The 12,852-nt window shown below is 40.3% G+C and carries 15 protein-coding genes; all 15 read right to left on the bottom strand.

What is annotated here, in order from left to right; translation table 11 throughout:
- Positions 1 to 28: 28 nt before the first annotated feature.
- Complete coding sequence (gene atpA / locus V7783_RS13960) at positions 29 to 1,570, bottom strand: F0F1 ATP synthase subunit alpha (protein ID WP_335679226.1); 1,542 nt, start codon at positions 1,568 to 1,570, stop codon at positions 29 to 31.
- Between the two features lie 14 nt (positions 1,571 to 1,584).
- Entirely contained in the window at positions 1,585 to 2,118 is a 534-nt protein-coding gene (gene atpH, locus V7783_RS13955) for a F0F1 ATP synthase subunit delta (RefSeq protein WP_335679225.1), read from the bottom strand.
- 16 nt (positions 2,119 to 2,134) lie between these two features.
- Complete coding sequence (gene atpF, locus V7783_RS13950) at positions 2,135 to 2,605, bottom strand: F0F1 ATP synthase subunit B (protein ID WP_016710497.1); 471 nt, start codon at positions 2,603 to 2,605, stop codon at positions 2,135 to 2,137.
- A 41-nt stretch (positions 2,606 to 2,646) separates the two neighbouring features.
- Positions 2,647 to 2,880, bottom strand: coding sequence for a F0F1 ATP synthase subunit C (atpE, locus tag V7783_RS13945; RefSeq protein ID WP_004588071.1), 234 nt, complete (start codon positions 2,878 to 2,880; stop codon positions 2,647 to 2,649).
- Positions 2,881 to 2,940: 60 nt separating this feature from the next.
- Complete coding sequence (gene atpB, locus V7783_RS13940) at positions 2,941 to 3,795, bottom strand: F0F1 ATP synthase subunit A (protein ID WP_064668240.1); 855 nt, start codon at positions 3,793 to 3,795, stop codon at positions 2,941 to 2,943.
- A 15-nt stretch (positions 3,796 to 3,810) separates the two neighbouring features.
- Positions 3,811 to 4,191, bottom strand: coding sequence for an ATP synthase subunit I (locus V7783_RS13935; RefSeq protein WP_335679224.1), 381 nt, complete (start codon positions 4,189 to 4,191; stop codon positions 3,811 to 3,813).
- Between the two features lie 142 nt (positions 4,192 to 4,333).
- Complete coding sequence (locus V7783_RS13930; protein ID WP_335679223.1) at positions 4,334 to 5,251, bottom strand: ParB/RepB/Spo0J family partition protein; 918 nt, start codon at positions 5,249 to 5,251, stop codon at positions 4,334 to 4,336.
- A 17-nt stretch (positions 5,252 to 5,268) separates the two neighbouring features.
- On the bottom strand, positions 5,269 to 6,054 hold the full coding sequence (locus tag V7783_RS13925; RefSeq protein ID WP_064668243.1) for a ParA family protein: 786 nt from the start codon (positions 6,052 to 6,054) through the stop codon (positions 5,269 to 5,271).
- Positions 6,055 to 6,068: 14 nt separating this feature from the next.
- Complete coding sequence (gene rsmG, locus V7783_RS13920) at positions 6,069 to 6,689, bottom strand: 16S rRNA (guanine(527)-N(7))-methyltransferase RsmG (protein WP_335679222.1); 621 nt, start codon at positions 6,687 to 6,689, stop codon at positions 6,069 to 6,071.
- A 15-nt stretch (positions 6,690 to 6,704) separates the two neighbouring features.
- Positions 6,705 to 8,594, bottom strand: coding sequence for a tRNA uridine-5-carboxymethylaminomethyl(34) synthesis enzyme MnmG (gene mnmG, locus V7783_RS13915; protein ID WP_335679221.1), 1,890 nt, complete (start codon positions 8,592 to 8,594; stop codon positions 6,705 to 6,707).
- Between the two features lie 428 nt (positions 8,595 to 9,022).
- Positions 9,023 to 9,472: a flavodoxin domain-containing protein gene (locus tag V7783_RS13910; protein WP_335679241.1), complete on the bottom strand. Its 450-nt coding sequence runs from the start codon at positions 9,470 to 9,472 to the stop codon at positions 9,023 to 9,025.
- 635 nt (positions 9,473 to 10,107) lie between these two features.
- Positions 10,108 to 10,266 (bottom strand): hypothetical protein, encoded by a 159-nt coding sequence (locus tag V7783_RS13905; RefSeq protein ID WP_335679220.1) that lies wholly within the window; start codon positions 10,264 to 10,266, stop codon positions 10,108 to 10,110.
- Complete coding sequence (locus V7783_RS13900) at positions 10,253 to 10,810, bottom strand: isocitrate lyase/PEP mutase family protein (RefSeq protein WP_335679219.1); 558 nt, start codon at positions 10,808 to 10,810, stop codon at positions 10,253 to 10,255. Before V7783_RS13900 ends, V7783_RS13905 begins: the two co-directional genes overlap by 14 nt.
- 156 nt (positions 10,811 to 10,966) lie before the next feature.
- Positions 10,967 to 11,539 carry an OmpA family protein gene (locus V7783_RS13895; protein ID WP_335679218.1) on the bottom strand — a complete coding sequence of 191 codons (573 nt, stop codon included), beginning with the start codon at positions 11,537 to 11,539 and terminating at the stop codon, positions 10,967 to 10,969.
- A 5-nt stretch (positions 11,540 to 11,544) separates the two neighbouring features.
- On the bottom strand, positions 11,545 to 12,849 hold the full coding sequence (locus tag V7783_RS13890; RefSeq protein WP_335679217.1) for a TolC family outer membrane protein: 1,305 nt from the start codon (positions 12,847 to 12,849) through the stop codon (positions 11,545 to 11,547).
- Positions 12,850 to 12,852: the final 3 nt, after the last annotated feature.

The following is a 12,852-nucleotide window of genomic DNA, read 5'->3' as shown; positions in this document are numbered from 1 at the left end:
TAACTAAAGCGCACCATTAATAACTAAATTACCAAGTTTGCGTAGACTTGAACTTCTCTAGAAGTTCTTTAAGTTGCGCTTCGATCTCGGCGTTGTAGTTACCAGTTTCATTGATTTGAGCCACAAGCTCTGCGTATGTGCTGTTTGCATAAGAAAGTAAAGCTGCTTCAAAATCCATGATTTTAGGGATTTCGATATCTTTCAGATAACCTTTCTCAGCTGCAAATAACGACAAAGACATTTCAGCAACAGACATTGGCGCGTACTGTTTCTGCTTCATTAGCTCTGTTACACGCTCACCATGCTCAAGTTGAGCACGTGTTGCATCATCAAGGTCAGACGCGAACTGCGAGAACGCAGCTAATTCACGATACTGAGCTAGGGCTAGACGGATACCGCCACCTAGTTTCTTAACGATTTTAGTTTGTGCAGCACCACCAACACGCGATACCGAGATACCAGCATTTACTGCCGGACGGATACCTGAGTTGAATAAGTCAGTTTCTAAGAAGATCTGACCATCGGTGATAGAGATAACGTTAGTCGGTACGAACGCAGAAACGTCGCCGCCTTGAGTTTCAATGATTGGCAATGCCGTCAATGAACCAGTTTGTCCTTTCACTTCACCATTGGTGAACTTTTCAACGTACTCAGCGTTTACACGCGATGCACGCTCAAGAAGACGAGAGTGAAGATAGAATACGTCACCTGGGTATGCTTCACGACCTGGTGGACGCTTAAGTAGCAATGAGATTTGACGATAAGCAACAGCTTGCTTAGATAAATCATCATATACGATTAATGCGTTTTCACCACGGTCACGGAAGTATTCACCCATAGTACAGCCCGAGAACGGAGCTAAGTACTGAAGTGCCGCAGACTCAGAAGCAGATGCAACAACTACGATTGTATTTGCTAGTGCACCGTGCTCTTCTAATTTACGTACTACGTTAGCAATAGTAGAAGCTTTTTGACCAACCGCAACATACACACACTTAACGCCTGTGTTTTTCTGGTTGATGATTGCATCGATTGCTAGTGCAGTTTTACCTGTTTGACGGTCACCGATAACAAGTTCACGTTGACCACGACCAACTGGGATCATAGCGTCGATAGATTTATAACCAGTTTGTACTGGCTCATCTACTGATTTACGCTCGATTACACCTGGTGCAATTTTTTCTACAGGTTCAAAACCGTCGTTATCTAGAGCGCCTTTACCATCGATAGGTGCACCTAGTGTGTTTACAACACGACCAAGTAGACCAGCACCAACAGGAACCTCTAAGATACGACCAGTTGTATAAACTTTTACGCCTTCAGTAAGGTCAGCGTATGGACCCATTACTACTGCACCAATTGAGTCACGCTCAAGGTTTAGTGCGATAGCATAACGGTTGCCAGGAAGCTCAATCATTTCACCTTGCATACAGTCAGCTAGACCGTGAATGCGGATGATACCGTCTGTAACAGATACGATAGTACCTTCGTTACGAGCTTCACTTACAACTTCGAACTGCTCAATACGTTGTTTGATCAGATCTGAAATTTCAGTGGAATTAAGTTGCATGCTCTTTTTCCCAATTACGATTGTAGTGTTGTGGCTAAGCGGTTTAATTTACCGCGTATTGAGCCGTCGATTACAGTGTCACCAGACTTAATAATAAGCCCACCAACCACTGCTGCGTCTTCACTACAATTCAGCTTAACTTTGCGTGCGAAACGTTTTTCAAGTGCCGCTACCAATGTATCCTGCTGCGCTGCAGCAAGAGGAGTTGCCGAAATCACGTCTACTTCGATTTCTTTATCGTATTCTGCTTTAAACTTAGCAAATAACTCTGCAACTGCTGGTAGGGCTATCAAACGTCCATTTTCAGCCATCACCTTAACTAGGTTCTGACCTTGTTCGTTGAGCTGCTCGGCACAAATTTTGTTAAATAACTCAGCTTGTGCTTTAGCAGTAGGCATACCAGCTAAAACGCTTGATGCTTGTTCGTTGCTGGCTACTTGGCCAGCAAAGAACAACATGTCGTTCCAACTTTCAATGGTGCCTTTTTCAACGGCAAGTTCAAAAGCCGCTTTAGCGTATGGGCGAGCGATAGTAGTCAATTCAGACATGCTCATACCCTCCTAATTACAGCTCAGCGACAAGTTTTTCAACGATGTCACTATGTGCGGCTTGATTGATTTCGCGCTCTAAAATACGTTCAGCACCAACCACTGCCAGAGTAGCTACTTGTTTACGTAGCTCTTCTGTTACGCGGTTGCGCTCTGATTCGATTTCAGAATGCCCTTGAGCAATAATTTTTTCACGCTCTTGCTGACCACGAACTGTTTCTTCGTCAACAATTAGCACGGCACGCTTTTTAGCTTGATCAATGATATCAGCCGCTTGAGCTTTTGCATCTTTAAGCTGTTCAGCAGCTTTCTTTTGCGCAAGTTCTAAGTCTTTTTCGGCTCTATCAGAGGCAGCTAAACCATCTTCGATTTTCTTCTGGCGAGCTTCAATTGCACCGTTTAGTGGTGGCCATACGAATTTCATACAAAAAAGTACGAACACCGTAAATGCAATTAGTTCACCGATAAGAGTGGCGTTTAAGTTCACGACCGCTCCTCCTTAAATAGTAAGCTGTTCAAAAAATAAAATTAAAGTACGAACAAGATTACCATCGCGATACCAACACCGATCATTGCAACAGCATCGATTAGACCAGCAAGGATGAACATCTTAACTTGTAGTGAAGGTGCAAGCTCAGGTTGACGCGCACATGCTTCAAGGAATTTACCACCCATGTTACCGAAGCCGATTGCAGTACCGATAGCACCAAAACCGATAAGTAAAGCAACTGCGATATACTTAAGACCTAATACTAGTTCCATTTTTTTCTCCAAAGTTTCAATTGTAAATTAAAGTTAAAAGTAAATTTGTAAAGCTATAAATTAGTGATTGTCTGAACTTGCCATGCTTAGATAAACAACCGTTAGCATCATAAATACGAATGCTTGTAACACGATTACTAAGATGTGGAAAACAGCCCAAACAAAGTGCAACGGTAGTTGCATTAAACCAACTGCGCCGATCAAGATGAATATCAACTCACCAGCATATAAGTTACCGAACAAACGCAGTGCTAACGAGAAAGGCTTAGACACAAGGGCAATTAGTTCTAGTAATAAGTTACAAGGGATTAAGAAAATCATTGCAATCTTATTGTTTGAGCTAAACGGATGAAGTGTAAGCTCAGCAATAAAGCCAGTAATGCCCTTGATTTTAATTGAGTAACCGATCATCAGAATAAACACGCCTAATGCTAGTGCAGCGGTTAAGTTGATGTCAGTTGTCGGTACAATTTTCATGTATACATCATGAGAATCCATACCAAACGCATTTTCGCCAACAAAGCCGGCAAATGCAGGTAAGAAGTCAACTGGTATTAAATCCATTAAGTTCATTAAGAATATCCAAACGAATATTGTTAATGCTAATGGTGCAATAAGCTTGCTCTTACCATGGAAGGTATCGCGTACGTTGTCACCAACGAACTCAACGATCATTTCAATAAAACATTGAAATTTTCCTGGTACACCAATTGTTGATTTTTTAGCGGCACTACGGAAGATCCATAAAAATATTAGACCTAGTCCGATAGACCATGCGAGGGTATCTATATGCCATGTCCAGAAACCACTGTCCGCACATGCTTTATTGAAGGCTAGACCGGTATCGGTCGAGCACATCTTAGCATTGGTTAAGTGATGCTGGATATGGCTTGATATAGTCACTTCTTCAGCCATGTTATATCCCAAAAGTTAATGTTTAAAAAAAACGGGTGCAAACAATCCACTAAATAACGCCAGTACATAACTACTAAAGAAAGGTAATAAAATTACCGGAAAATGCTTTAGTACTAGCGCAAACAATACGATTGTCAGCATAAATTTTAGTCCGTTACCACGTTTTAACGAGGCATACGCTTGATCTGCTCTGCTTGCACCCATATATCTGAATGCATAGATGGCAAATACACAGTGAGGAAGTACGGCTACAGCGCCTCCAGCTAATGCTGAGAGACCGGCACTTACTCCCCAACCTAAAAATACTATAATGGCAGCAACTACAGCTACACAGCCTTGCAAATAGATTATTTTTAATGCAGCCAAGCGATAAGGTGCTGCTAACTTATTTGTCACGTCTAGTTAACCTTATTGGCGTTCTATTTGTCAGGGCATGAAAACTGGCGAAATTATACTGATTCCTGCCAGTTTTGCAACTTGAGTCGGTGTAATGTGGTGCAAATTTACGACGAATGTCTCTTTTTGGACATGATATTTATTAATGCTCAGAATTTTCAGCGTTTATACGGTTTAGAATTCCGTCCAACTCTTCTAAGCTAGTGTACGAAATAACTAGATTTCCTTTGCCTTTTTTATTGTAGTTAATTTCCACTTTAGCGCCTAAGTTATCAGCCAATTGCTGTTCTAACTGTTTGACATCTGGATCTTTTTCCAAAACTTCCTTTTTAGGAGCAGGCTCTAAAATTGAACGTACTAGTTTTTCAGTTTCACGGACGGTGAGAGCTTTAGCAACAGCCAGTCGGGCAGCATCAGATTGCGCTTCACCTTCAAGGGCTAAAAGGCAACGCGCATGACCCATTTCAATGTCACCATGTTCCAACAATATTTTAACATCATCATTAAGATTATTTAGTCGTAATAAGTTGGTAACGGTAGTGCGAGATTTGCCAACTGCATCTGCTACTTGTTGATGAGTAAGTTCAAACTCTGTTAATAAGCGATGTAACGCAACCGCTTCTTCCATTGCATTTAAATCTTCGCGCTGAATATTCTCAATCAGTGCAATAGCCACAGCCGCTTCATCAGGTACGTCTTTAATTATACATGGCACTACATCAAGCTTGGCTATTTGTGCAGCGCGCCAGCGACGTTCACCGGCGATAATTTCATAGCTGTCCTTTGCAACCGGACGCACTACGATAGGTTGAATAATGCCTTGCGAGCGAATTGAACTGGCTAGTTCTTCGAGCGCTTCTTCTGACATGTCTTTACGTGGCTGATATTTACCTGAATGTAAAAATTCAATGGGTAGCTTTTGCAACTCACTACTGGTTGGCTGAACTATAACATCCTGCTCACTCGTATTGAGTTGTTCTTTGTCGATACTCGGTGCAGGTTTAGACGAACTTAATAAAGCATCGAGTCCTCGGCCTAAGCCACGTTTTTTAGCAGACATGTTCTTTTTACCTCAAGTTAGGCGACGATTGGGGATATTTTTTCTTTTCTGCGTAACATTTCACCAGCTAGTGCTAAATACGCTTTAGCACCACTTGATGCCCGATCATAATACATTGCGGGTGCACCAAAACTGGGCGCTTCTGCTAAACGTACATTACGTGGTATCACTGTGCGGTATACTTTATCGCCAAAATGCTGTTTAAGCTGCTCTGATACATCATTGGCCAAACGATTACGTGGGTCGTACATAGTACGTAAAATCCCTTCAATCTGTAGTTTTGGATTAACTAACTTGGCTAATTGGGTGATGGTGTCCATTAATGCGGTCAAACCTTCTAAGGCGTAATATTCGCATTGCATGGGAACTAAAATAGAGTCGGCGGCTGCCATGGCGTTCACTGTTAACATATTCAGTGAAGGAGGGCAGTCGATAAAAATAAATTCGTACTGATCCTGAATTTTTTCAAGCGCGTTACGTAACCGCACTTCACGGGCATAGAGTTCCATGAGTTTGACTTCTGCTGCGGTTACATCACCGTTTGCAGCAATCATATGGTATTCGCCTGACGTTTCTTTGATAATAACGTCATCTATTGGTTTATCTTCAATGAGTAAGTCGTAAATAGTTGGCACGTCACCATATTTATCTACGCCACTTCCCATAGTCGCATTACCTTGCGGATCAAGATCAATTAACAGCACTTTGCGTTTGGTTGCAGCCATAGACGCAGCGAGATTTACAGCGGTCGTAGTTTTACCCACACCACCTTTTTGATTTGCTAATGCGATGACTTTTGCCACAGTGTCTCTGATCCCTAGTCTTTAGATAAAATAATTAAATGCCTTTGCGCATCTAACTTAGGCACTTCCAAGGAGATTTTTTGCTCGAATTTAATACCCGCAGGTAATGATTCTAGCTCTTCACTTGGAAACACGCCTTTTAAAGCAATAAATTTACCTGAATGATCAATCAAGTGCGAACACCAGTCAACCATATCTTGTAAAGATGCAAATGCGCGACTTAATACACCATCTAATTTAACACTTGGTTGATAATCTTCAACTCTAGACTGCACTGGGGTTACATTTTTAAGGCCTAGCTCATGTTTTACCTGCATTAAAAAACGCACTCGCTTGCCTAAGCTATCTAGTAAAACAAATTGTGTGTCTGGTAATGCAATCGCTAACACGATACCAGGAAGGCCAGGACCTGTTCCAACATCAATATAATGATGACCGGGTAGGTGAGGAGCAACAACGAGGCTATCCATAATATGCTTAATCATCATATCCTCAGGTAAACGTACAGAGGTTAAATTATAAGCTTTGTTCCATTTATTAAGTAACTCAACATATTGAACAAGTTGTTGCTGTTGTTTTTCGGTTAGCGCAATATTAGTTTGCGCTAACAATGTGGTTAATTGTTGCTGTAACACAGTATTCCTTAATGGCTACGCAATTTTGCGTAGCAAGCCTTGCTTCTTCAGATACACTAATAATAGCGAAATCGCCGCAGGCGTGATACCTGAAATACGCGATGCTTGGCCTATAGTATCAGGACGCGCTTCAGTTAATTTAGCTACAACTTCATTTGATAAACCTGAAACAATCGAATAATCATAGTCTTTTGGTAAAACAGTTAATTCATGACGCAGCTGTTTATTGATCTCATCTTGTTGACGAGCAATATAACCTGCGTACTTAGTATGGATCTCAACTTGCTCTAATGCAGCAGCGTGATCAAACTCTGATCCTAAGCCATCGATCGCCATCAGATCATTATAACGGATCTCAGGACGACGTAATAATTCTTCTAAACTCGCTTCACGCGTTAATGGTGTTTTTAGTAAGCTATTTACTTGTTCAATAACTGCGTGATCTTTATGGATCCAAACGTCTTTAATACGTTGTGATTCTTTAGCAATAATGTCCATTTTGTCATTAAATGCCTGCCAACGCTCGTCATTAACCAGACCTAACTCACGACCTTTAGCGGTTAAACGGATATCAGCATTGTCTTCACGTAATAATAAACGATATTCAGCGCGGCTTGTGAACATACGGTACGGTTCTTTAGTGCCTAGCGTCGTAAGATCATCAATTAGTACACCAACATAAGCTTCATCGCGACGTGGTGTCCAAGGTTCTTTACCTTGTACCTGCAATGCCGCATTCATACCTGCAATAAGACCCTGTGCACCGGCTTCTTCATAGCCAGTAGTACCATTTATTTGGCCTGCAAAGAATAAACCGTCAATAAACTTGGTCTCTAACGACTTTTTAAGATCGCGAGGATCGAAGAAGTCATACTCAATAGCATAGCCTGGGCGACAAATATGGGCATTTTCAAAACCAGTGATCGATTGCACAATTTCTAATTGCACATCAAACGGTAAGCTCGTTGATATACCATTAGGGTAGAGCTCATAAGAAGTTAAACCTTCAGGCTCAACAAAAATTTGGTGTTTGTCTTTATCAGCAAAACGAACAATTTTATCTTCAATAGATGGGCAATAGCGCGGGCCAATACCTTCAATTACACCTGAGTACATAGGAGAACGGTGTAAATTATTGCGAATTACTTCATGAGTTTTTTCATTAGTATAAGTGATATAACAAGCAATCTGTTGTGGATGATCGGCTTGTTTACCCATAAATGAAAATACCGGTGTTGGTGCATCACCTGGTTGTTCTTGCATTTTACTAAAATCAACAGTGCGTGCGTCAATACGTGGTGGCGTGCCTGTTTTTAAGCGATCAACGCGAAATGGTAATTCACGTAAACGATTAGCTAAAGCTATTGAAGGTGGATCACCAGCACGACCGCCTTTAAAGTTCTCTAAACCAATATGGATCTGTCCACCAAGAAACGTTCCGACTGTTAGCACAACTGATGGGGCACTAAAACGTAGTCCCATTTGGGTTACAACACCGGTTACTTTATTATTTTCTACAATTAGATCATCACATGATTGTTGAAAGATCTTTAAATTGTCTTGATGTTGTAAAATATCTTGGATAGCGGCTTTGTACAATGCGCGATCAGCTTGCGCACGAGTAGCTCGTACAGCTGGGCCTTTAGAAGAATTTAAAGTGCGGAATTGGATACCACCTTTATCAATAGCTTGAGCCATTGCGCCACCAAGGGCATCAATTTCTTTTACCAAATGACCTTTGCCAATCCCACCAATTGCTGGATTACATGACATTTGACCAAGGGTATCCATATTATGAGTCAGCAGTAGAGTATTCATACCCATACGTGCAGCAGCTAACGCAGCTTCTGTACCTGCATGTCCACCACCTACAACAATAACATCAAAATTTTCGTGAAAAATCATTTCGGGATCCTACTTAATCAACCAGCAAACTTCCAAGGGGGAGCGTATTCTACCTATAAATTGTCAGAAGATAAATGATTAAACTATGGGCAAGATCTAAGTAAATGATCTCTAATAATATAAAGGATCTTTTAAAGAGATCTTTTATTACTGTTACTACTACTGAGCAACATTTCTGTTGATAAGGTTTAATTCACTTATTAAAACATAAAGTTAGATCGGATCTAAAGGTGTTAGTATGATCGGATCTAACTGATTATAAGCTCTGATCAAAAAGGCTATTTATACACAGGGGGTATTGGATCAGATCTTATCCAATGGATAAGATACCTTTAAAACGCAGTTAGATCATAGTTTATCCACAATCCGATCTAAATACTCAGTAAATTGTGGGTAACTTTTATTATGGATCTGTTTTGTGATCTTAATTAAATACTGCTGACTTTTTCGATCCAGCTAGGTAACCAAGCTAAAGCAGTGTCTTCTGGCAGTTGTTCATCAAGAATATTCAACTCTAAGCGATCAGCGATACGGTTTGCACCTTTGCTTAGTAATAACTGCTCTAGGTTACGTCCAGCTAGGTTGTAAGTATCGTAACTGGTATCACCTAAGCCGATCACTGAAAAATTTAAACCTTTTAAATCATCAGCTTGATTAATATCTTCCACGAAAGCTAAGAGGTTCTCTGGATAGTCTCCCGCGCCATAAGTAGATGTACAGACTAACCAAATAGTATTTTCTTGATTTATTTCAGAAAAGCTAGGTTGATCATGAACTTCGGCACTGATCCCTTGAGTAATTAGCTGCTCTGCAAGTTGTTCACCTACATACTCAGCAGATCCCATTTGGCTACCTATAATGATATTAACGGAGTTCATATTCGATCTGATCACACAACTGCTTATTAGTGCGCTTATGATAACTGAGTTTACTCAGCAGTAAAGCCTTGAATATACTTTTGTATAAGTTTTTTAGGTACAAATGTTTTTATTTTTAATTTTTTATCTGTAAGTTTTTGATATTTAAATAAATAAATAAAATATTCCAATGTGTAATCTTCTGATCAAGCTGTTGATAAAAAGTGGGAAAGTAAGATCAAAAACTCAAGTGTTATTATTTTTATGATGCTAACTAATTGATTTTACTTTTTATAGGTGGTGAATTACGCGATTGCTTTAAATTTATAAATTGGCGATCTAAATGTGGATAGATCAGTTGTTGATAACGATCATTGATGCTGCAAATTAATTTTGAAAAAGTTAAGAATGATGTCAAAAAGAGCACGGATCAGAAAATAAAAAGCAATTAACAATGTTTTTGTCGGTTTATTGTACGTAATCGGTGATTAGATCTAAAAAATAAGATGGTTTTTATTGATCGTTTTGTTAAAAATGCACAAAAAAGCCCAAATTGTGGATAACAATTTAGGCTTGCATTGATCAATTTTCAGATTTGCTGGTATTTACGCCACTAATTTGGGTTTTAATTTTGTTTAATTCCCGTTGAAAAGCCATTACTCGAATAAATGATCGCAACTTTTTGTGGTATTAAAGGCAGTGCTGGCTGTTAAAATAAAGCGTTTTGTTGCATCAAATAGAGTGTTTCCAAGCGAGAATCGCTGCACACCATAGGTAAATAAGCGTTGTGGATCGGTTAGATCAACGTCTGCCATTATATTTACAGGAACTCTCAGCGCCGGCTGTTTGGTAAGCCTGAGCTCTGGTTATTGTGGAGGCTAATTCGGCTGTTTGCAGGAAACAATCGGTTCGTGCATTTATGAATAATTGCGAAAACCCATGCCGATTTAAGATGTTTTTAATGGCGACTAGTATCGCTATTTGTTGTTGTTGAGTGCGTAATTTGCCCGTTTTTTTATCAGAATCTTCTATATTTATACCCACAGCCCCCAATTTAGCCACGGCTAAAACATGCTGAAAAATGGTGTTTATATCATTACTGTATCCTGATTCAATATCGACAGAAATAGGGATACTAACCGCATTTACAATTGGTTTTAGTTGATTTAAAAATTCTGCAAATGAGCATTGCTCACCATCTTGTTGGCCACGTGCTTGTGCCATTCCCCAACTTGTTGTGGCGATTGCTGCAAAGCCTGCTTGTTCTAATAGGCGAGCGCTGAGTGGATCCCATGCGTTTGGCAGTAAAAATGGCTGTTGTTGTACATGTAATTGCTGAAATATTTTATATTTGTTCATAATGATCTCTAAAGTGAATCTCATCATGACTATAAAAGATCACGCTAACTTTGCTGGCCGTAATCGGTATTGAACACTAATTTAAATAAAAAAAAGCCTTTGCTGTATTGCAAAGGCTTTGTATTATTTATAAATGATAATTTGAGCTGATATTGCTTAGTTACCGTAAAGTTGCCACTGTTTTTTGTAGCCTGTTGAATCAGGGATACTTAATACAGCTATTAAGCGTGTATCACGTCCTGCAAGGTTTTTAGGCATATGGATAGGGTACTCGTAGGTTTCTGTTTGAAAACGGCTGCTATTTACTCCATTAGCAATCAGAATATCGGTTACCGTTTTTACGCGGCGTTGAGCAAGTTTACGGTTGTATTCATCAGTGCCTTCAACACTGGTATCGCCAATTAAATATAATTGGGTTTGCGTATTTTGTTTCATTTCTTCTGCAAGTTCGATCACTTTAACTTGTTCTTGCGGAGTTAAAGTATCCTTATCAAAACCAAAATCAATAACACGCACATCAGCGTGCGGAATATTGGTAGCTGCAGGACAACCATCGTTATCGGTTACTGCTTGATCTTGCGTTTGGGCGCAGTTATCGCGGGCATTGATCACCCCATCGACATCGCTATCATATAGATCGCGTGATTGTTCTTGTGGGCCATAGATGACTGGATCAGACGCACAGGCACTGAGGCCTAGAATGGTCGCAATTACTAGTAAGTTTTTCATAGTGATTATTCCTTATCGTCTTCTATTTGCCATGCTTCGGGCGTATCAACACGCAGTGCTTCCACCAGCTTTCCTGTTGCATTAATTAACCGATAGCTTGCTTTACGTTCATCGAATGCGGCATTTAAATAGTTACGACGAGCAACAAAGAGTTCTATTTTTGAATCCAGTACATCTAAGAGTGAACGGCGTCCTAGATCAAACTGTTTGTCATAGCCTTGCTGTGCTTGGCTAGCAAAATCGACATTTTGTTGATAAAAGTTTTTCTGTTCGCCTACAAAAGTATAGGCATTCCAGGCCAATTTTGTGCCTTCTGTAACTTGGCGCAGGGTATTATCGCGCACTGCGGTGGCTTCTTGATAACGCCATTTTGATGCTTCTGTTTTGGCATTGGTGCGTCCACCATTATAGAGATCATAGCTCATGGTCAACATGATACGAGCGTCATCATCAGGGCCCTCAAAACCGCCAATATTCTCGTTATCATTTACATCCAGCTCAAGTGCAAGCTTAGGCCAGTAACCACTTTTATCACGTTCTATTTGTTTGTTTGCTGCGTTGATATCCAGGTTCGCTGCACTTACTTCAGGGTGTGAGGTGACAGCAAGTTGGATTGCTTGCTTTAGATCCTTCGGTACATAGTTGGCATCTGGTTTTGGCACCATTAAGTTATCAGGGTAGCCGCCGACTAAATCATAGTAATTAGCTTCTAAATCGAATTGATTATTTTTAGCGGCTAATAATCCTGATTGTGCTGTTGATAACCTAGCTTGTACTTGGGCAACATCGGCGTCACTACTGAGCCCTTTGGATTTTCGACTTTGGATATCTTTTAAGATGTTTTGGTGATCGACCACATTTTGTTGTTGTAATTTAACTATTTCTTGGGCTTTGATCAGATCTAAATAGACTTGGCTTACTTCCAAACCAATATTTTCAGCTTCTGATACTAAACTTTGCTGATCTGCACGCATTTCATAATCAAGGCGAGCAACATCTGATGAGGTTTTAAAACCATCAAATAGCATTTGCGAGATCCTAAGCCCTAGTTCACGGCGATCCATTTCAGTATCGACGGAGTTACCGCTATTGTTGGTAACATTTTCATAGCCATAAGCAGCGTAAAGCCTAATTTGTGGTAAATATTCGCTAAACGCGGTGCGTTTATCGCGATACTTAGCCTCAAAGCGCGCATATTTTTGTAGTAAGCGCGGATTCTTGTTGAGTGCCTCAGCAACAGACTGTTCGAGTGTTAAAGCATGAGCAGTACCACTCAATGCTATTAATGGGAGTATAGCTAAAATACGCATTCC

Source organism: Pseudoalteromonas sp. (assembly GCF_036960685.1).
Classification (GTDB): domain Bacteria; phylum Pseudomonadota; class Gammaproteobacteria; order Enterobacterales; family Alteromonadaceae; genus Pseudoalteromonas.
Note: the sequence above shows the minus strand (reverse complement) of the source record. Positions and strands in the feature narration are given on the sequence as shown.